Annotated in this window: 17 protein-coding genes; 7 read left to right on the forward strand and 10 right to left on the reverse strand. The window is 74.1% G+C overall.

Annotated features, from left to right (window positions below; genetic code table 11):
• Nucleotides 1–49 precede the first annotated feature (49 nt).
• The gene (locus tag ACZ303_RS23800) at nucleotides 50–1,372 is read right to left on the reverse strand and encodes a lanthionine synthetase C family protein (protein ID WP_467342131.1); all 1,323 of its coding nucleotides are present in this window, start codon (nucleotides 1,370–1,372) and stop codon (nucleotides 50–52) included.
• A gap of 149 nt (nucleotides 1,373–1,521) precedes the next feature.
• Nucleotides 1,522–1,665, reverse strand: a complete 144-nt coding sequence (locus tag ACZ303_RS23805) for a hypothetical protein (RefSeq protein ID WP_467342132.1) — start codon at nucleotides 1,663–1,665, stop codon at nucleotides 1,522–1,524.
• A 241-nt stretch (nucleotides 1,666–1,906) separates the two neighbouring features.
• On the opposite strand from ACZ303_RS23805, the gene ACZ303_RS23810 reads away from it, so the two are divergent.
• The gene (locus ACZ303_RS23810; RefSeq protein ID WP_467342134.1) at nucleotides 1,907–2,716 is read left to right on the forward strand and encodes a putative hydro-lyase; all 810 of its coding nucleotides are present in this window, start codon (nucleotides 1,907–1,909) and stop codon (nucleotides 2,714–2,716) included.
• On the opposite strand, the gene ACZ303_RS23815 is transcribed toward ACZ303_RS23810, so the two are convergent.
• Nucleotides 2,709–3,611, reverse strand: a complete 903-nt coding sequence (locus tag ACZ303_RS23815; RefSeq protein WP_467342135.1) for an AraC family transcriptional regulator — start codon at nucleotides 3,609–3,611, stop codon at nucleotides 2,709–2,711. The genes ACZ303_RS23810 and ACZ303_RS23815 overlap by 8 nt on opposite strands.
• A gap of 150 nt (nucleotides 3,612–3,761) precedes the next feature.
• On the opposite strand from ACZ303_RS23815, the gene ACZ303_RS23820 reads away from it, so the two are divergent.
• Nucleotides 3,762–4,700, forward strand: coding sequence for an MBL fold metallo-hydrolase (locus tag ACZ303_RS23820; protein ID WP_467342136.1), 939 nt, complete (start codon nucleotides 3,762–3,764; stop codon nucleotides 4,698–4,700).
• Nucleotides 4,701–4,748: 48 nt separating this feature from the next.
• Here the strand turns inward: ACZ303_RS23820 and ACZ303_RS23825 are convergent, their stop codons facing one another.
• Nucleotides 4,749–5,786 (reverse strand): hypothetical protein, encoded by a 1,038-nt coding sequence (locus ACZ303_RS23825; RefSeq protein WP_467342137.1) that lies wholly within the window; start codon nucleotides 5,784–5,786, stop codon nucleotides 4,749–4,751.
• A gap of 434 nt (nucleotides 5,787–6,220) precedes the next feature.
• Here ACZ303_RS23825 and ACZ303_RS23830 point away from each other — a divergent pair, with 434 nt between their 5' ends.
• Nucleotides 6,221–6,886 carry a helix-turn-helix domain-containing protein gene (locus ACZ303_RS23830; RefSeq protein ID WP_467342139.1) on the forward strand — a complete coding sequence of 222 codons (666 nt, stop codon included), beginning with the start codon at nucleotides 6,221–6,223 and terminating at the stop codon, nucleotides 6,884–6,886.
• An 18-nt stretch (nucleotides 6,887–6,904) separates the two neighbouring features.
• On the opposite strand, the gene ACZ303_RS23835 is transcribed toward ACZ303_RS23830, so the two are convergent.
• Both ACZ303_RS23835 and ACZ303_RS23840 read right to left on the reverse strand, forming a co-directional pair.
• Complete coding sequence (locus ACZ303_RS23835) at nucleotides 6,905–7,624, reverse strand: DUF998 domain-containing protein (protein ID WP_467342141.1); 720 nt, start codon at nucleotides 7,622–7,624, stop codon at nucleotides 6,905–6,907.
• A 57-nt stretch (nucleotides 7,625–7,681) separates the two neighbouring features.
• Nucleotides 7,682–8,848: a DUF6777 domain-containing protein gene (locus ACZ303_RS23840; RefSeq protein ID WP_467342143.1), complete on the reverse strand. Its 1,167-nt coding sequence runs from the start codon at nucleotides 8,846–8,848 to the stop codon at nucleotides 7,682–7,684.
• A 313-nt stretch (nucleotides 8,849–9,161) separates the two neighbouring features.
• Here ACZ303_RS23840 and ACZ303_RS23845 point away from each other — a divergent pair, with 313 nt between their 5' ends.
• Nucleotides 9,162–10,478, forward strand: coding sequence for a streptophobe family protein (locus ACZ303_RS23845; protein WP_467342145.1), 1,317 nt, complete (start codon nucleotides 9,162–9,164; stop codon nucleotides 10,476–10,478).
• 4 nt (nucleotides 10,479–10,482) lie between these two features.
• On the opposite strand, the gene ACZ303_RS23850 is transcribed toward ACZ303_RS23845, so the two are convergent.
• Genes ACZ303_RS23850 through ACZ303_RS23860 form a run of 3 tightly spaced genes read right to left on the reverse strand, consistent with a single transcriptional unit; the run spans nucleotide 10,483 to nucleotide 14,374 of the window.
• The gene (locus tag ACZ303_RS23850; RefSeq protein WP_467342147.1) at nucleotides 10,483–11,505 is read right to left on the reverse strand and encodes a serine/threonine-protein kinase; all 1,023 of its coding nucleotides are present in this window, start codon (nucleotides 11,503–11,505) and stop codon (nucleotides 10,483–10,485) included.
• Complete coding sequence (locus ACZ303_RS23855) at nucleotides 11,505–12,014, reverse strand: hypothetical protein (RefSeq protein WP_467342149.1); 510 nt, start codon at nucleotides 12,012–12,014, stop codon at nucleotides 11,505–11,507. The genes ACZ303_RS23850 and ACZ303_RS23855 overlap by 1 nt, the downstream gene beginning before the upstream one ends.
• A 20-nt stretch (nucleotides 12,015–12,034) precedes the next feature.
• Nucleotides 12,035–14,374 carry an FHA domain-containing protein gene (locus ACZ303_RS23860; RefSeq protein ID WP_467342150.1) on the reverse strand — a complete coding sequence of 780 codons (2,340 nt, stop codon included), beginning with the start codon at nucleotides 14,372–14,374 and terminating at the stop codon, nucleotides 12,035–12,037.
• Nucleotides 14,375–14,464: 90 nt separating this feature from the next.
• On the opposite strand from ACZ303_RS23860, the gene ACZ303_RS23865 reads away from it, so the two are divergent.
• Both ACZ303_RS23865 and ACZ303_RS23870 read left to right on the forward strand, forming a co-directional pair.
• Entirely contained in the window at nucleotides 14,465–14,884 is a 420-nt protein-coding gene (locus ACZ303_RS23865; protein ID WP_467342152.1) for a gamma-glutamylcyclotransferase family protein, read from the forward strand.
• A gap of 387 nt (nucleotides 14,885–15,271) precedes the next feature.
• Nucleotides 15,272–17,017, forward strand: coding sequence for a M4 family metallopeptidase (locus tag ACZ303_RS23870; protein WP_467342327.1), 1,746 nt, complete (start codon nucleotides 15,272–15,274; stop codon nucleotides 17,015–17,017).
• An 88-nt stretch (nucleotides 17,018–17,105) separates the two neighbouring features.
• Here ACZ303_RS23870 and ACZ303_RS23875 read toward each other — a convergent pair whose 3' ends face one another.
• Entirely contained in the window at nucleotides 17,106–17,984 is an 879-nt protein-coding gene (locus ACZ303_RS23875) for a helix-turn-helix transcriptional regulator (protein ID WP_467342154.1), read from the reverse strand.
• 118 nt (nucleotides 17,985–18,102) lie between these two features.
• On the opposite strand from ACZ303_RS23875, the gene ACZ303_RS23880 reads away from it, so the two are divergent.
• Entirely contained in the window at nucleotides 18,103–19,158 is a 1,056-nt protein-coding gene (locus ACZ303_RS23880; protein ID WP_467342155.1) for an NAD(P)-dependent alcohol dehydrogenase, read from the forward strand.
• Nucleotides 19,159–19,393 lie beyond the last annotated feature (235 nt).

Raw genomic sequence — 19,393 nt, forward strand, 5'->3', positions numbered from 1 at the left:
GACGCTCAGGGGTGGCGTCCTCTCCGCGGCACCGCCCGCCGCCGGGTGCTCAGGCCAGCAGGAGGGCCCGGTCCCAGTGGGTGGCCGGCGCGGTGTCGGTGGCGTAGGTGTGCAGGGCGAGGGCCACGCCCGCCGCGCCGGTGAGGAAGCCGGCCGGGTCGCTGGTGAGGTCGCCGTACGTCAGCGGCGGCACCATGCCGAACGGGTCGTCGATGTCGGCGAGGTCCAGGACCCGCTCGGCCAGCCAGGGCAGTTCGGCGCGCAGGGCGGCGTCCTGGGTGTCGTCGGCCATGCGCCAGGTCGCCTGGAGCACTCCGCTCCAGCCGTGGCACAGTCCGGCGTCGGTGAGCCGGCCGGCCACCGGACCGTCGTAGGCGTGCCGCGCCCGGGCGAGGGCGGCCCGCCAGGCGGCGACGGCGGTCTCCCGCCACTCGACGACGTCCAGCGCGCGGCCCGCCAGGTACAGGGCGCGGGCGATGCCCACGGTGCCGTAGCACCATGACGGCCGGCCGGGTGCCGTCTCGTCGGCGACGGGGGTTCCGTCGGGGCCGAGGACCATGGTGCGGGGCCACCAGCCGCCCTCGTCGTCGGGGCGCCGGATGGCCATCAGCCATTCGGCGAGGACCCGCATGGCCCGTTCCTGGCCGGGCACGGTCGCCCCGGCCTCCCATGCCAGGGCGAGCAGGGCCAGGGGGCCGGGGGCGCCGTGTGCCAGACCGGCGTTGGCGTGGCCGGTGCCGGGAGTCGCGGTGGTGAGGCTCTTGCGGAGCTGCGCGGTCCACCAGCCGGGCAGCGTAAGGCCGTCGAGGCGCAGCGGTTCGGTCAGGCCGGTGAGCGCGGTCAGGACCTCGGCGAGCGCGGCGCAGCCGGGCCGCCGCGCGTCGAGGAGGTGGGCGCCGAGGCCCGCGAGGCCGGAGATGACGTCGTACGTCCCGGTGTTCACGCACGCGCCGTCCTGGGGGCGGCGGCGTCGTTCCCGGGCGGCGAGCGCGCGGGCGTAGGTCCTGACGTGCCCGGCGAGCCGTTCCGCGGCCACCAGTGGGCGGCCGGAGACGAGGGCGGCGCGGGTCATGGCGAAGGACAGGGCGGGCACTCCCCGGTAGAGGCCGGGGGTCACGGCCGGGGTGTCGTCCGGGGTGTGCCGGGCGAGGGCGACGGCGTCGCTCAGCCAGCGGTGGGCGGTGTGCGGGGCGCGGCGGTCGGTGCCGGCGCGTTCGAGGTGCAGCAGCGCGATGCCGGGCATGCCGTCGTTCAAGGTGAGGGCGCGTGCGGGGTGTTGCTGGTAGGGCAGCCATTCGCGGACCTGGCGCGGGTCGGTGAGCCGTTGGGCGATGTCCGCGGACAGGACGGCCGCTCTCCGTCGTCCGATCATGTCTGTTCCCGTCCCCTGGTCGCCCCCGCGTGTTCCGGTCCGTCCGTGTCCGCCGTCGCTGTCCCACGGCACCGTCCGCCTCTCCTTCCGCGCCCTCCGCGGCACCGACCGACCCGGCGCCGTACGCCTCGACCACGCGCTCGGCGTGGCTAGCGGCCCCAGCCCGAGTCGGGGTCGCAGACCCGCCCGGTGACGGGGGTGTGCGGGGCGGGGCCGGGCAGGTCGGCCGCAGCTGTCTCGTCGAACGACGGTACGGAGATGCCTTCCACATCCAGGTCGAACAGGCTCTCCATGGGATCCCTCCTCCAGTAGACGCACCGGCCGTCCGGCCGGCAGGTTACAAAGGGACCCTAAGAGGGTGCGATCAACCATCGATCAACGGTCGATCAACCCTGGTGTCCATTCGTTCATCGGCACCCTCCCCGACCCCTTGCCGGATTGTTGAACAATCCCTACGCTCTTGGTAGTTGCCCCGGTCGACGCCCCGGCCCCCGGGCCGGGCCCGACCTCTGTGAGACCTCTGCGAGGTGCACCATGGGAACGACCGCCGCCCTCCACCGCCGACCGCCCGCCCTCACGCCCCCGGCCGAGGCGCGGGCCGCCTTCCGCGCGGGGCGGGCGGAGCCCACGTCCGGCTGGTCCGCCGGCCGCGCGCAGGCCAATCTGATCGCCGTGCCCGAGGACTGGGCGTACGACGTGCTGCTCTTCGCCCAGCGCAATCAGCGGTCCTGCCCCGTCCTCGACGTCACCGACCCGGGCGTCCCCACGACCTCCCTCGCGCCCGGCGCCGACCTCCGCACCGACCTGCCCCGCTACCGCGTGTGGCGGAACGGGCGGCTGGTCTCCGAGCCCACCGAGGTCACCGGGGAGTGGCGGGACGACCTCGTCGCCTTCCTCATCGGGTGCAGCTTCACCTTCGAGAGCGCGCTCCTCGACGCCGGCGTGCCCCTGCGCCACATCGAACAGGGCCGCAATGTGTCGATGTACGTCACCGACCGCGCCTGCCGGCCCTCGGGGCGGCTGCACGGGCCGCTCGTCGTCTCCATGCGCCCGATCCCCGCCGCGCTCGTCGACACCGCGCGGGAGGTGAGCGCCCGTATGCCAGCCGTGCACGGCGCGCCGGTGCACCGCGGCGATCCGGCGGGGCTCGGCATCGCCGACCTCGACCGGCCGGACTTCGGCGATCCGGTCCTCGCCCACTCCGGTGACGTGCCGGTCTTCTGGGCCTGCGGCGTCACCCCGCAGGCCGCCCTGAGGGCATCCGACCCGCCGTTCGCGATCACTCACGCGCCGGGGCACATGTTCGTCACGGACGTCCCCGACAGCGCGTACCGGCTCAGCTGACGCCGGACAGGTCGGTGGTGGTCGCCATCTCCCAGTCGCTGATGCGCCGGTGGTCCGCACGGCGGTCCTGCCGGTAGCGGCCGGCGGGGACGCCGTACGCGCGCTTGAAGGCGTGGGCGAAGGCGAACTGCGAGGTGTAGCCGATGCGCTGGGCGACGGTGGCGAGCGGCGCGTCGCAGTCCCGCAGGAGCCTGGCCGCGAGCGTCAGCCGCCACCAGGTCAGATACGTCAGCGGCGGCCGGCCGACCAGGGTGGCGAACCGGCGGGCGAACGCGGCCCGGGACATGCCCGCGCGGTCGGCGAGCCCTTCCACCGTCCAGGGCCGCGCCGGGTCGTTGTGCAGGGCGCGCAGGGCGGCCCCCACGGCGGGGTCGGCCAGGGCCCGGCACCAGCCCGTGCCCGGCCGGGCGGACCGCTCCTCGTACCAGGCCCGCATCAGGCAGATCAGCAGCAGTTCCAGGAGTGCGGGGACCGCGATGTCGGTGCCCGCTCCCGGGGAGCGCAGCTCGTCGCCGAGCAGGGTGATCGTCGCGCGCAGCGAGGGGTGCCGGCCGTCCCGGCCCGGCAGGTGGATGACCTCGGGGAAGTCCGCGAGCAGCGGGTGGGCGCGGGCCTGGTCCAGCTGGTAGGCACCGCACAACAGCACGGCGGACGCACGGGAGTCGGTCAGCGAGTGGGCCGTGCCGTGCGGCAGGAACACCGCGTCGCCCGCGACGAGCGTCACCGGCTCCCCGCCGTCGGCGGGCAGCAACAGGCAGGTCCCCTCCAGCACCACGTGGAACCCGGCGCCGGCGAAGGGCTCCACGTCCGTGCGCCAGGCACCCTGATGGACCGTCAGTGCCGAGTAGGGGCGGCCGGTGCGCAGCGCGGCGACGGCGTCGCTGAGTACATCCATGAGGTCGAGTATGCGTCCCGAGCCGGGCGCGCCCGGCGCCGGGCCCTACGCCAGGTGTCCCCTCACGTCCACCTCCGGCGAGACGATGACGTATAGACAGGGCACGATTGCCTATTGGCCGTCTCGTTTCCCTTGTCTAGCGTCTTGGACATGCAGACGATCACTTTGGGCGACGTGGACATCACCCGCGTCGTGGAATGGCACGCGCCGATCTCCCCCACGACCGCCATCTTCCCCGGCAGCACCCCTCGGATGTGGAAGGAGAACGAGTCCTGGCTGGCGCCGGACTTCTGGGTTCCGCAGACCGACCAGCTCGTGGCCAATGTGCAGACCTGGGTGCTGCGCAGCGAGGGCCGGACGATTCTCGTCGACACCGGGGTCGGCGACGACAAGGACCGGCCGGACATGCCGGTCTGGTCGCACATGCGGTCGGGCTTCCTGGACCGGCTGGCCGCCGCCGGGGTCCGCCCGGAGGACGTGGACGTCGTCGTGAACACCCATGTGCACTCCGACCACGTCGGCTGGAACACCCGGCTGGTGGACGGCGCGTGGGTGCCGACGTTCCCCAACGCCACGTACCTCGTCCACAAGGCCGACTTCGACTACTGGAACCCGGCCAACAACCACACGCAGCGCGGCGTCCTCGGGGACGTCAGTGTGGCGCGGGCCGGCGGTGACATGTTCGAGGACAGTGTGGCGCCGGTGCACCGGGAGGGCCGGATGGTGCTCTGGGAGGGCGGTCACCGCATCGACGGCAACCTCAGCCTGGAGCCGGCGCCGGGGCACACGCCCGGGTCGTCGGTGGTGCGGCTGACATCGGGCTCGGACCGGGCTCTGTTCATCGGTGACCTGGTGCACAGCCCCTTGCAGTTCGCCGAGCCGGACTGCGACACGTGCCTGAGCGAGGATCAGGAGCAGGCGACCCGCTCGCGCCGCCGGATCCTGGAGGAGGCCGCCGATACCCGGGCCCTGGTCTTCCCCGCGCACCTGCCCGGTCACGGAGCGGCGGAGGTGCGGCGGGAGGGCGCGAAGTTCGCCGTGGAGCGCTGGGCGGCCTTCGACCGTACGGACGGCGCGCTCGGGCTGTGAGGACGGCGGGCCGGCGGGTGTCCGCCGGCCCGCCGGCTCAGCCGGCGCTCACTTCCCGCCGTTGATCGCGAAGGGCAGGCTCCGCGAGAAGAAGGACAGGTCGCCGTTGCCGGCCGACACTCCGGCGTCCGCGCTGGTGACATCGCGGGGAGCGGACGGCGCGACGGCCACCCGCAGCCGGTAGGCGGCGCTGGCGCCGGGCGCGAGCGGGCCCTTGACGGTGGGTCGGAGCTTGGCGCTCATGCCGGGGTCGCAGCCGCCGGCGACGAGCCCGACGCGCTCCCAGCCCCGGCCGGGCAGGTACTGCTGGAGGACGAGGTCCTTGGGGGTCAGGGCGTGGGCGTTGCCGGCGCCGTAGGCGAAGTAGGAGGCGAAGAGCCGGGGGTAGGCGCGGTCGGTGGTGTTCTTCACCGTCATCGTGAACTCGCCGGCGGCGCCGCCGCGGGTGAGCTTCGTGCCGTTGCGCCAGCCGCTGACGGAGACGGCGGGCCGGGTCGCGGTGGTGGTACGGGCGGCCGCGCGGTAGGTGTGACCCTTGCCGTCGGCGACGGAGGCGGTGACGGTGAACGTGCCGGGCCGGTCGAGGTCCTGGAACCGCAGCGCCACGGTGTGCGGGTGGTCCGCGCTCGCGGTGGCGGTGAGCGGGAAGGTGAAGACGCCGTGGGTCGGGCTGCTCTCGTCGCTCGGCGCGGAGGCCAGGTCGACCCAGCGGTGGGTCTTCGGCTCGTAGCGCTGCACCATCAGGGAGGCGGTGCTGAAGCCGTGGCTGTCGATGTCCAGGCGCACGGTGCCCTTGGTGACCGGGGTGCGCAGGGTGAGGGAGGAGTTCGTCCACAGGCCGATGGGGGCCTGCGCGGGGAGGCTGTGGGAGATCCGCTCGGCGCCCTTGCCGACCGCGGTGAGGGCGGGGGGCTCGGCGGAGACGGCCGCCGCGGCGTTCGCCGAGGCGGCGGCCGCCGCGTCGCGCGCGGATTCGCCGCAGCCCTCCGCCGCCTTCGCGCCGACCGCTGCCGGTATGGCGGCGGCCTGTCCCGCGGTGCCGGCGACGAGCGCCAGCCCGGCCGCCAGCGCCATCACGGACCCCACAGCGGCGCTCCGCACGCCCACCGACCGCCGCTGTGCCACTCTTTGCCTCATGTACCGCCCCCAGTGTCCGGGTTGTACGCACGCGCGTACGTCTGTGGTGTACGAGATTGCCTTATGGAACTGATGGTTCCCTCCACCACCGGAAATATCGCGAAATCGCGTGGAAGTGACGCGTGTTGTTCCGCTGGGTGGCCGGGCGTCCACCGTACCCGCCTTCGTCCGCCGGTCCCCCTCCGCCCGCGTGTTGCGCCGGCCTGGTGACGGCGGGGCCGATCGGGGGGCCCGCGATTCCACCGGTTTTTCCCCCGGTCGGTTGACCCTGCCGCGCGGTGCCGTTCCTAGCCTGGGGCGAAGAGGGTGATCCGAGCGGTGTTCCCCACCGCGCGCACCCCTGTCAGCCCGCCTGGGTCGTCACAGTGAGGAGCGTTCCGCACATGAACCGGTCCCGAGCACTCGTGGGCAGCACCGCCGCCGTACTGCGGCTGCTGGCTCAGCATCCGGACGACGGTGTGCCCGTGCGCCGTCTGACCACCGTCCTGCGGCTGCCGCCCGGCACCGCCCGAGCGCTGCTGGAGGAGCTGCGCTCCGAGGGGCTGGTCCGGCACGACCCGGTGACCGACCGCCTCCGGCCGGCCGGTCCGCTGCGGCCCGCCACGGCAGCGCCGGACGGCAACCGTGTCCGCTCCGCCGCGATGAACTGGGCCGACAGGCTGGCGGCGCACAGCGGCATGAGCGTACGGCTGGCCGTCGCCCACCCCGAGGGGGCGCAGGTCGTCCATCACGTCTTCCGCCCGGACAACAGCCCGCAGCGGCTGGCGACCGGAGAGATCCGCCCGGCCGGCAGCGCCCTGGCCCGGGCCCTGGCCGCCCCGCACGACCGGCGGTGCGTGTACGCGCCCGACGCCGAGGAGGCGGACAGCGGATCCCTGGCCGTCGCCGTCACGTGCCCCGGGCCGGTCCCCTGCGCCGCCGCGCTGGCCCTGACGGGTCCGGGCCACCTCCTGGACCCGGCGGACGGTCGGGCCGGGCGGTACGAGGCGCTGCTGAGGGAGGCCGCGGACGCCATCGCCTCGGATCCGGCGCTCGCGCCGGTGGGGTGACGCGCCGGCCCGGACCGGTCAGGGGCCGGTTCGCCGCTGCGCCCGCAGCGCCGCCGCCAGGAGCGCCAGCCACACCCCTACGAGCGTGAGGTGGGCGCGCTGCGGGAGGCCGTGCCAGCCGGGGTGGCCGAACAGCGGCCCGACCGTGGACACCGCGGTCAGCAGCGCGGCGCCCAGCACCCAGGGCCCCCAGCGGCGGATCAGCGGCCATCGGTCGGGCTCGGTGACGGCCGCGGCGACGAGCAGCGCCATCGAGCCGAAGAGCGCCGCGTGGGCCAGCCCGCTGGTGGTCGTGTGCCAGGGGTTGACCACCTCGCAGGCGGCGTTGGTCGAGGGGGCGCAGCGCATCGGCACGATCACGTCGGCCACGGACGCGACCGCGAAGGCGACCAGCGACCACCGGCCGGCGGCGGCCAGGCGGCCGGTGCCCGGGCGGCGGGGCAGCGGCAGCGCGCCGATGACGACGAGCAGGGCGGTGGCGATCTCGATCCCGCCGAAGAGCACGTGGAAGGGCTGGTCGGCGGCGTAGAGCTCGCTGACGTAGGAGTGGCGGAGGTCGAGGCCGGTGGGCAGGACGATCTCCAGCAGCCAGGCGTTGTACAGCAGTGCCGCGGCGATCAGGGCCCAGCAGGCCAGGGTCTCGCGGCCCGTCCGCCACCGGGCCGCGGCCGGGCCCGGCCGCGGCCCGGTGGCGGCCTCGGCCGGGATCTGCCGGGGGGTGGCGGGCGAGTCGCTCATCGGAGGGGGCTCAGTCCCGCCGGACTCGCGCCGGCCGGGCCCGGGTGGGCGCCGGGGTCACGTGGCCGCCCCGGGCCGGGCGCCGGCGGCGGGCGGCCCGTACGCCGGGCCCGGCGCCTCGGACGACGGGGGTGCGTAGGTGGAGGGCGGGGCCGAGGACGGTGGTGAGGAGGGCGCCGACGGGGATTCGGACTCGCTCGATCCGCCCGGCGACCGCGGGGCCGTCGACATGCCGTCCTTGGGGCGCGAGACGGGCCGGTCGCTCTCGCCGTCGCTGCCCACCGGCCGTTCGAACCACTGCCCCGTCCCGGGGTCGTAGACGACGATGGTGTCGATGGGGGCGGGGGCCGGCGCGACCGCGACCACGTCACCGGGGCGGTAGGCGCTCCACGCCTGCCCCTTGGGCTTGGGGGTGCCCTTGGCGGCGACCGGCGGGCCGAGCGGGTTTCCGCAGGCGCAGCGCACCCGCGGCAGGCCCTTGTCGTCGACGAGGACCGCCGTGCCGGCCTGGAGGACGGCCTGGTAGGCGGTGGCGGAGCCGTCGCTGTAACCGTGGTTGGTGACGCGGGTGTCGGCGCGCAGCTGTACGGGGGTCAGGCCGCGCAGGTACGAGGCGATGGCGCCCTGCTCGATCTCGGCCGCGCTCGCGAAGGCACGGCCCTTGGCCTGGTCCTGCGTCAGATAGCGGACCTGCCGCTCGACGTCGCAGCCGGCGACGTTCTGGGTGCCGCCGTAGAGGCCGGGCGTGGAGCCCGGGACGCTCTGGGTGCCGCCGGTCTTGGACGGGGCGTGGGTGGGGGACGCGGTCGCCTCGGAGCCGGTGCCCTTCGCCGTCGAAGGGGTGAAGGGGTCCTTGCCCTCGGCGGAGGCGGCCTGCAGGAAGACCTCGCCGGATCCGCCGTCCGAGCGGAGCAGGAAGACCGCGAGCGCGGCGCCCGCGACGAGTACACCGGCGACGATGGCGACCTTCGGCGCGGACCGCCACCAGGGCGACCGGCCGCCGCCGGGCCCCTGGGCGGGGGTGCCGTGGCCGCCCGTGGGCGGGGCGGGCGGCTCCGGAGGCCGCCCGGGGCCGGACGGGGCACCGGGGACGGTGGGTTCCGACGGCCAGTCGGGGCGGGTGGGCTCCGGGGGCCGGGAGGCGCCGGGGCCGGAGCCCTGGCCGGACAGCGGTCCGGACGGCGGGCCGCTGGGGCGGTTTCCTGACGGTGGTTCGGACGACACGGGCCCTCTCCTGCGTTGACGGCTCTCTGCCCTGCTGGTGGCTCTGCTCTTCTGTTCTCTCTGCCCTGCTGGGGCTCTGGCTCTTCCTGTTCTCTCTGCCCTGCTTCCTACCTCTGCCATGCTTTTGTCACGTTCTGCCACCCCCGTCGGTCATTGTGTGTCCCTACCCCGGGCGCCCCGCAAGCGGGAGCCGGTCCGTGTCGCGCCCGACGGGTGGCGCGGCGGCCGCGGGCTTACGTTGGGCTGCGGGACCTCCCGACGCCCGTCGGGAGGGCACCACGCACCGATCACCGCCGACGAGTCCGGAGGCAGCGTGAGCCAGCCACCCAGGGCCGCACCGGGGACGCCGCGACACGGCCTGCGCGCCTGGTGGGAGGCGTTCGCGGCCGTGGCCGCCGGAGTGGCCGTCATGTTCGCCGTCGCCGCGCTCGGCCTGTGGGCCGCGGGGGCGGCCGGGCTGCCCGGCGGCGCGTTCCCGGCCGTGGTGGCGGCGACGGTGGTCGCGGCCGTCGGCGGTTCCGTGGAGCTGTCGGGCGATGCCGGTTTCCTCGCCGACACGGCGGCGGGACTGACCGTCGTGCCGCTGTCGGTGACGCTGTCCGGCGCGGTGGTGATCGCCGTGCTCTTCCTGCTTCCGCTGCGGCACCGGGCGGTGGCGAGCGGCGCCGAACTGCTCGGCAGGGTCGCCCGTACGGCCGTACTGTGGCTGCTCGCCCTGCTGCTGGTCTCGCTCGCCGCGCGGCACACCTTCCGCTTCGACCTGGGCGACACGGAGCTGGGGGACCTCGGCGATCTCGGGGACCTCGGCGACGCCCTGGGCGTGTCACCGAGCATCGGCTTCCGCGCGGCCGTCGGGCCCACGCTGGGGCTCGGCCTGCTGTGGCTGCTGGTCCTGCTGGCCGTGGCCACGGCCGTGTCCCGCAAGACGCCGCTGCCCTCGCGGCTGCTGCGCTTCCAGGAGCCGGTCCGGCCCGCGGCCTTCGCGATGCTGGCGGTCCTGCTGGGGTATGTGGTGCTCGGCCTGGTCGCCGGCGTGGTCGTGCTGTGTACGCGCGGCCATGCGGCGGAGACGGCCGCCGTGCTGCTGCTGGGGCTTCCCAACCTGGCCTGGCTCGCCTTCGGCGTCGGCCTCGGCGGCACCTGGGACGCCCGGGTGCCGGGCTCCATCGGGCTGCCGGTGCCCAAGGCGCTGGCGGCGGTGGCACGGGGGCCGGACGGCAAGGGCGGGGCCGTCGACATCTCCTCCCTCGCCGAGCACGACGGGCGGGCCTGGCTGCTGGTGGTCCTGGCGGCGGTGGCCCTGCTCGCCGCCGGGTTCGTCACGGCCGTACGGTCCTCCGCCCGCACCCGGCCCTGGCAGCACGCCGTACAGCTCGCGGTGGCGCTGGCGGTCACGTTGCTCGTGGTGGGGCTGCTGACGCGGATCTCGGCCCGCTTCGGGCTGTCGCTGCTGGGCCTGGGCGACCTGGCCGGCCTCGGTGGGGGGGTGTCGCTGCGCGCGAGGCTGTGGGCCCTGATGGGGCTCGGCTTGCTGTGGGGGCTGGTGGCGGGCTTCGTGGGCAGTCTGCTGGCCCGGCGGGTGCGGCGCCGGGGCGACGTGGCGGAGGCCGCGGGCGGGCCCGACGGCTGAGCCGTCAGGGCGAGGGCTCCGGGAAGATCGGGCGCGCCCATAGCGGCGGGGACGGTGGTGGGGCCGATGCGTCGGGCAGCGCCGCGAGGCCCGTGTCCACCCGGGTGGGCGCGTAGGCCACCGGCGTGGGTTCGGCCGGGGTGGCTCCGCCGGTCCGGCGCAGGGCGGTCACGAAGCTCAGGCAGCTGTCGTACCGGTCGTCGGGGGCCTTGGCGAGGGCGGTGGCCAGGACGGCGTCGGCGCCGGCCGGGAGTCCGGAGGCGCGTTCGGAGATCGGGGGCGGCGGGTCGTACTGGTGCGCCCAGAGCAGCGCCATGTCGTCGTCGCGCCGGAAGGGCGGGGAGCCCGTCAGCATCTCGTACACCACGCAGGCCAGGCTGTAGACGTCGCAGCGGCCGTCCACGGGCTTGCCGGAGATCTGCTCGGGTGCGACGTAGTCGAGGGTGCCGACGAACTGGCCCACGCGGGTGTAGCCGGTCAGGGACAGCGACTTCTTGGTCAGGCCGAAGTCGGTGAGGTACACGTGCTCGGGGTGGTCGCTGTCGGTGCCCTCGGCGACGAGGATGTTGCCGGGTTTGACGTCGCGGTGCACCAGGTCGTGCGCGTGGGCGGCGTCGAGGGCGGAGGCGACCTGGGCGGCGATCCGGCAGGCGGCGGTCAGGGAGAGCGGCCCGGCGTGGTCCAGGAGCGCGCGCAGGTCCTGGCCGGCGACGTAGCGCATGGCGATGTACAGGAGTCCGTCGGCCTCGCCCGCCTCGAAGACCGGGACGATGTGCGGGTGGTCGATGGCCGCGGCGACCTGCGACTCGTGGCCGAAGCGCTTGCGGAAGGTGTCGTTGCGGGCGAGCTCGGGCGCCAGCAGTTTGAGGGCGACGACGCGGCCCAGACGCAGGTCGCGGGCGCGGTAGACGACGGCCATGCCGCCGCGGCCGATCTCGCCCTCCACCAGGTACGCGGCGATGCGCCGGCCGACCAGCTCCGAGGGGCGCTCCACGGGGTCACCGGGCGGCGGGCCGGCGGCCGTCATCAGCCCGCGCTCCGGGGCCGGTTCGCGGCGAACGTGGTCATGGCCGAGCCGTCGCAGTAGCACCAGCGGTCGTGCGCGGCGTCGTAGAGCCAGACGGCCTCGCCGTCGACGACCACCCCGATGCGCAGTCCCCGGGTGGTGTCGCGGAAGGTCTCGCCGTCCACGCGGCCCGCCGAGAGGTCCTCGGTGGCCTGCCGGTAGCGGCCGAGTGTCTCCTCGACGCGGCCGAGCAGCTGCCGGGCGTCGGCGGTACGGGCGAGGGGCGCGGCGGCCGTCGGCGGGGTCTGCGGCAGGGCGACGAGCAGCCGGGCGTCGACCCAGGCGGCCCAGCCGTTGGAGCACAGCGCCTGTCCCCAGTCGCCCCGGCGGTCCAGGAGCCTGACGGGCAGCAGCGGGTCGAGCTGGGACGCGGGGACGGCGCCGTCGGGTGCCGTCCAGGTCGGCAGCCCGTACGGGGGCACCACGTGGGTGGGCCGGAAGGCGGCGTCGGGCCCGGCGGCTGGGTTCATGGAGGCGCCTCCCACCTGCGTCACTTCCGCATGATGACGGGCTCGTGGCGGCGCAGCAGCCGTGCGACGGCGAGGCCGAGGAGGATCGAGAGCACGACCATCATGCCCATGTCGAGCAGCCAGGTGCCTGCGGCGTGGTCGAAGAGGGGGTCGGTGGTCAGCTTGCCGGGGACGAGGTGCTCCAGGTCGACCGTGCCGGCCATCGCGCCCAGCGCCCAGCGCGAGGGCACGAGCCAGGCGAGCTGTTCGAGGCCGGGCACGCCGTGGAGCTGGAGCAGGGCACCGCAGAAGACGACCTGGACGATGGCGAGGAGGACCAGCAGCGGCATGGTGACCTCCTCCTTGCGCACCAGGGCCGACACCAGCAGGCCGAGCATCATGGCGGTGAAGGACAACAGCGCGACGGCGAGGGTGATCTCGGCGAGCGGTGGCAGGAGCACGCCTTTGCCGCGGGGCGCGGAGGTCTGTACACCGAAGAGGCCGACGAGGGCCAGGACGACCGCCTGGCAGACGGTGATGGCGCCGAGGACGACGATCTTGGACATCAGGTAGGCGGATCTGGACAGGCCGACGGCTCTCTCGCGTTGGTAGATGGCGCGTTCCTTGACCAGCTCGCGGACGGCGTTGGCGGCGCCGGTCAGGACTCCGCCGACGCACAGGAGCAGCAGGGCGTTCATCGCCGTCTCGGAGGTCAGTCTGCTGCCGGCCAGGGCCCGGGTCATGGCGCCCATGACGAAGGGCAGCGCGATCATGATGGCCAGGAAGGTGCGGTCGGCGGTCAGCGCGGCGGTGTACCGGCGCACCAGGGTGCGCAGCTGGCCGCCCCAGCTCTGGGCCTTCAGGGGCGCCGCGGGCGCGGGTGCCGCCGGGGCGGCCGCGAGGCGGGGCTGGTCGGTGGCGGCGGTGATGTAGCGGCGGTACTGCGAGGAGGCGCGGTACTGCCCGGACCAGTCCCGGTCCTTGTCGTTCTCGAACGCCTCGAAGGCTTCGGGCCATTGGCCGAAGCCGAAGAAGGGGAGCGTCTCGGGGGGCGGCCCGTAGAAGGCGGTGCGGCCGCCGGGGGCGAGGACGAGCAGCCGGTCGCACAGGTCGAGGCTGAGGACGCTGTGGGTGACGACGATGACGGTGCGGCCGTCGTCGGCCAGGCCGCGCAGCATGGTCATCACCGACCGGTCCATGCCCGGGTCGAGGCCGGAGGTCGGCTCGTCGAGGAAGAGCAGGGAGGGTTTGGTCAGGAGTTCCAGGGCCACGCTGACGCGCTTGCGCTGGCCGCCGGAGAGGCTGTGGATGGGCTGGTCGACGCGCTGGTCGAGGCCGAGTTCGCCGATCACCTCGTCGACCCGGGCCTGGCGTTCGGCCTTGGCGGTGTCGCCGGGGAAGCGCAGCTCGGCGGCGTAGCCGAGGGCGCGGCGCACGGTGAGCTGGGCGTGCAGGATGTCGTCCTGCGGTACGAGCCCGATGCGTGCCCGCAGCTCGGCGTAGTCGCGGTAGAGGTCGCGGCCGTCGTAGAGCACGGTGCCGCGGTCGGCGGGGCGCAGCCCGGTGAGGGCGTTGAGCAGGGTGGACTTGCCGGAGCCGCTGGGGCCGACGACGCCGAGCAGGCATTTGGCGCCCACGGGGAAGGAGACGTCGTCGAGGAGCACCTTGCGGCCCTTGTCGACACGGACGGAGAGGTCCTGGACGTCGAGGGAGACCTCGCCGGTGTCGACGTACTCCTGGAGCTCGTCGCCGACGAGGCAGAAGGCGGAGTGGCCGATGCCGACGATGTCCCCGGGGCGCATGGGTGCACGGTGCACGAGGCGGCCGTTGAGGTAGGTGCCGTTGTGGCTGCCGAGGTCGGCGATCTCGTAGCCACCGTCGGGCAGGGTGCGCAGCTCGGCGTGGCTGCGGGAGACGACGAGGTCGTCGACGGTGAGGTCGTTGTCGGCGCCCCGGCCGATGCGCACGGTGCGGGAGGGCAGCGGGCGTACGGAGGTGGGCTGCCGGAAGGTGCCGGTGGCGGCGGGCAGCGAGACGGAGGACGGGCGGCGCGTCGGGGGCGGGAGCCCTTTGAGGACGGCGGCGGGGCCGTCGGCGGGGTTGCCGAACCGGATCACGCTGCCCGGGCCGACGTCCAGGGAGTGGATGCGCCGGCCGTCGGTCCAGGTGCCGTTGGTGCTGCCGGAGTCCTCCACCGTCCAGTGGTCGTCGACCGGGCGCAGGACGGCGTGGTGCCAGGAGACACGGGTGTCGCGCAGCACGATGTCGCACAGGGGGTCGCGCCCCACCTCGTAGCTCCGGCCGGGGCTCATCGTCTGCGAGCCGCCTTCGGACTCCACCAGGAGTTCGGGGGCGGAGGGCGTGAATTGCCGCTCTCCCATACCGGGTATTTTACGGCGGGCGGCGCGCCCCCGCCTTTCGGCGGCCGGGGCCCAGGGCGCGCGCACGGCAGGTGGAGGGAGAGCCCCGAGGTGAGCGCGGACCACGAGCGGCTGCCGGTGTTCGTCTACGGGACGCTGCGTCCCGGGCAGCGCAATTACGGGGCTCTGCTGCGCGGCCGGACGGTCGCGGAGGAGCCCGCCCGGATGCCGGGCGCGGTGCTGTACGAGGGGCCGGGCTATCCGTACGCCGTGCCGGACCGGACCGGTGAGATCCGCGGTGACCTGGTCTTCCTCGCGGCCGACCGGCACGACGCGGTGCTCGCCTCGCTGGACCGGCTGGAGGGCACCGCGCCCGGCACGTCGGCCCGGCACTACGTGCGCGTCGAGCGCCCGGTGCTGCTGGCGGACGGCGGCACGGCGCGCGCCTGGGTCTATCTCGCGGGGGACGAGATCGCGCGGCGGCTGCGGGCCGTGGGCACGCCGATCCCGGGCGGCAGCTGGCCGGCCTGACGGGGGCTCGGCCCGGTTCCGGTCCCGCGCGTCTCATATGGTGAGCAGTTCGGGTCCGGGGTCAACCCGCGCGGAGGTTCCGCCGTCTCCCCTTCCGAGTGGACTCCAAGTCACCTCGCCCTCACCCAGTGTTGACGCTTTGTTAAGACTTGATCAAGTGGCGAGTGATTGTGACATTTCCCCTTTTCGTGGGCATGCCAATACCGGCAGAGTTCTCCGCGGGACCACAGGTTCCCGCGGTGCGCCAGTGACAGCACCGCGTGACTGCGGGCGGCCGGGTGTGTCCCGGGCCGCCCTCATGACAAAGGGCGCTGAACCGTGCGTACATCCCCCACGACCCACAGACGAATACTCACCGCCGCCGTCGGGGTGGTGGCAGCGGCCACCATGGCGGGCACCGCCGTCGCCGTCACACCGGAGGAGGCCCGGGAGGCGGCCAGGTCGTCCTCCGTCCTCGCGACCCGCGCCGCGGCCAACTCCGAGCTCATCAAGGCGGCCCGTACCGCCGCCGTCTCCCACGCCGACGCCACCGGGGTCGGCAAGGAGGAGACCCTCACCGTCAAGGACATCCTCATCGACCCCGAGGGCAAGCGGCACATCCGCTTCGCCCGGGTCTACCGGAACGTCCCCGTCGTCGGCGGCGACATCGTCGTCCATCTCGACGCCAAGCAGAACTACCTCGGCGTGACCCGGGCGATCCGGCACGACGTCGCCGTTGCCACCGTCACCCCCAAGCTGACCGCGCCTCAGGCCAAGGCCAAGGCCGCCGCGTCGGCCGAGGGCACCGCCGCCAAGGCCGAGCTGGTCGTCGACGCCCGCGGCGGAAAGTCGGTGCTGGCCTACCGCGTCACCGTCACCGACAGCCGCGCCCAGGACACCGGTGGCCGCCACTCCGTGGTCGTGGACGCCACCTCGGGCAAGGTGCTCAGCAGCACCCCGCTCACCGACGCGTTCATCTCCCCCAAGCTCAAGTCCAAGCTGCGCGGCCTGGGCCGGCAGGCGACGCCGAGCACCGGTCCGAAGGTCGCCCCGCCCCGCAAGGTGCAGCCCGACGCGAACTTCCCGGCGCAGGCCGACGGCACCGGTGCCTCGCTGTTCGCCGGCAATGTGCCGCTGACCACCACGCAGACCGCGAAGGACTCCTTCACCCTCAAGGACCCCAGCCGCGGTGGCGGCGAGACCCGCAGCGCGGACGGCAAGGAGGTCGAGTCCTTCTCCGGCGGGAAGGCGATCACCGACGGCGACAACCGCTGGGGCAACGGCACGGCCGCCGACTCCGCCACCGCCGCCGTGGACGCGCAGTACGGCATCAGCAGCACCTTCGACTACTACAAGAGCACCTTCGGCCGCAACGGCATCAAGAACGACGGCGCCGGGCCCAAGGCGCTGGTGCACTTCGGCGACAAGGTGGCCAACGCCTTCTGGTCCCCCGACTGCTCCTGCATGCTCTACGGCGACGGCGATGGAGAAACGTTCAAGCAGCCGCTGGTGGCCCTGGACGTGACCGGTCACGAGCTGAGCCACGGCGTGATCGAGTCGACGGCCGACTTCCAGCCGACCCGGGTGGACGCGCGCGGCAACCAGTTCGGTGAGGCGGGCTCGCTCAACGAGTCGCTCGCCGACATCTTCGGCACCGGCGTCGAGTTCCGCACCAACAACGCCGGAAACCCGCCGAACTACCTGCTCGGCGAGAAGCTCGGGCTGGACCAGAAGTTCCTGCGCCGCATGGACAAGCCGTCGCTGGACGTCCTGGAGGGCACCGTCGACAGCTGGGACTCCGGTGCCTTCGACCGCGAGGTCCACGCGGGCTCGGGCGTCTCCTCGCACGCCTTCTACCTGCTGGCCGAGGGCAGCGGCAAGAAGACGATCGGCGGGGTGGAGTACGACTCCCCCACCTCCAACGGCTCGACGGTCACCGGCATCGGCCGGGACAAGGCGGAGCAGATCTTCTACCGGGCGCTCACCCGGTACATGGTCTCCACCACCGACTTCCACGAGGCCCGCACCGCCACGCTCCAGGCCGCCGCGGACATGTACGGCGCCGGCGGCACCGAGTACAAGACGGTCGACGCGGCCTGGGCCGCGGTGAACGTCACCGAGGGCAACACCCCGAAGGCGTCGGCCAGGCGCTGACCCCGACAGTCGCGTGAGGGCCTCCGGGGCACCACATCGGCGGTGCCCCGGAGGCCCTCACGTACAGGCGCGGAAGCCGGCCCGCCGACTAGACCCCGGGCCGCGCCGGGTGCTCCGCCCGGTCGGCCGTGCCCAGCGTCCAGCTCGCCAGCAGGCCAAGGGACTCCGCGGAGGCCGAGCCGGGTTCGGCGTGATAGGTGACCAGCTGCTGGCCGGGGTCGGCGGGCAGGACGAGCGTCTCGTAGGAGAGGGTCAGCGGGCCCACCACGGGGTGGTGCAGCTCCTTGACGCCGAAGCCCTTGTCCGCCACGTCGTGCGCGGCCCACAGACCCCGGAACTCCTCGCTCTTGACGGACAGTTCACCCACCAAAGCGGTCAGCCTGCGGTCGTCGGGACAGCGGCCCGCCTCCAGCCGGAGCAGGGCCACGATGTCGGCCGCCTTGCGCTCCCACCGCACGTACAGCTCGCGCGTGGCGGGGTCGAGGAAGATCTGCCAGGCCAGGTTCCGCTGCGCGGCGGGAACGGCGTCGAAATCGCCGAGGAGCGCGCAGGCCATGCGGTTCCAGCCGATGATGTCCAGCCGCCGGCCGATCACATAGGCCGGTACGTCGTTCATGGCGTCGATCAGCTGCTGCACCGCCGGGCGGACGCGCTGCGGGCGCCCGGGGGACTTGCGCGTGCGGCAGGCGCGCGGCCTCGCCAGGTGGGTGAGGTGGTCCCGCTCGGCCCCGCTCAGACGCAGCGCGTCGGCTATGGCGTCCAGGACGGAGGCGGAGACGTTCTGGCCCCGGCCCTGTTCGAGGCGGGTGTAGTAGGCGACGCTGACGCCGGCCAGCTGCGAGAGCTCCTCCCGCCGCAGTCCCGGCACCCGGCGGCGGCCGCCGTGCGGCGTCAGGCCGACGTCCTCGGGGTTGAGCCGGGCTCGGCGGGAGCGGAGGAACTCGCTCAGTTCGGTGCGCTGGTCCATGACCTCCAGTATGCGGGCATCGTCCCTGGCCAGGGTGGTCCTGCCAGTGGTAGGCACGGCGAGCGTAGGTTCAACCGGGCTCTGGCTGGGCTCGCCGGACGGCCGCATGATCGAACGCATGACGCACACCACGACTGTTCCCGCCTACGCCGCACCGTCGCCCGCCGCCCCGCTGGAGCGGATCACCGTTCCGCGCCGCGCGCCGGGCGAGCACGACGTCCTCATCGAGATCAAGTACGCGGGCATCTGCCACTCCGACATCCACACCGCCCGGGGCGAGTGGGGCGAGCGCGCGTTCCCGGTCGTTCCCGGTCACGAGATCGCCGGGGTGGTGGCCGCGGTCGGCTCCGGCGTCACCCGCTACGCGGTCGGCGACCGCGTGGGCGTCGGCTGTTTCGTCGACTCGTGCCGCACCTGCGAGAACTGCCTGGCCGGTCTCCAGCAGTACTGCACCGGCGAGCTCGGCATGGTCGGTACGTACGCGGCCACCGGCCGGGACGGCGAGCTCACCTACGGTGGCTACTCCACGCACATCGTCGTCGACGAGAACTACGTCCTGGGGATCCCCGACGGCATCCCGCTGGACGCCGCGGCCCCGCTGCTGTGCGCGGGCGTCACCGTGTACTCGCCGCTCGCCCACTGGCAGGCCGGTCCCGGCAAGAAGGTCGCCGTCGTCGGCCTCGGCGGCCTGGGCCACCTGGGAGTGAAGATCGCGCGCGCCATGGGCGCCGAGGTCACCGTGTTGAGCCAGTCGCTGCGCAAGAAGGACGACGGCCTGCGGCTGGGCGCGGAGCACTACCACGCCACCTCCGACCCGGCCACCTTCGAGGCGCTGGCGGACACGTACGACCTGATCATCAACACCGTCTCCGCCGACATCGACCTGGACGCCTACCTCGGGCTGCTCCGGACCGGCGGCACCCTGGTCCAGCTCGGCGCCCCCGAGAAGCCGCTGCCGGTGTCCCCCTTCGCGCTCATCACCCACCGCAAGTCCTTCGCCGGCTCGATGATCGGCGGCATCCCGGAGACCCAGGAGATGCTGGACTTCTGCGCCCGGCACGGCATCGGCGCCGACATCGAGCTGATCCGCGCCGACCAGATCAACGAGGCGTACGAGCGGGTGCTCGCCAGCGACGTCCGGTACCGCTTCGTCATCGACGCCGCGACGATCTGAGCCGTCGGGACCCGCTTGTCCGGGGCGCGGCGGTGGTACGCGCGCTCGCGGGCGGGGCGGTCCGGGCGGGGGCCGGCCCGGTGCGGGACTCCGCCCGCCCCGGGACCCCCGGCCGCCCTTGCGCGACCCCGCACGCGGGGGGCGCGCTGCGGGCGGGCACCGGGCGATTGTCAGTGGCCGGTGCGAGACTGGGATCCGCCGGGGAGACCGTGTGCCGCGCCCGCGGGGCCGGCCC

The organism is Streptomyces sp. NPDC023527 (genome assembly GCF_055560115.1).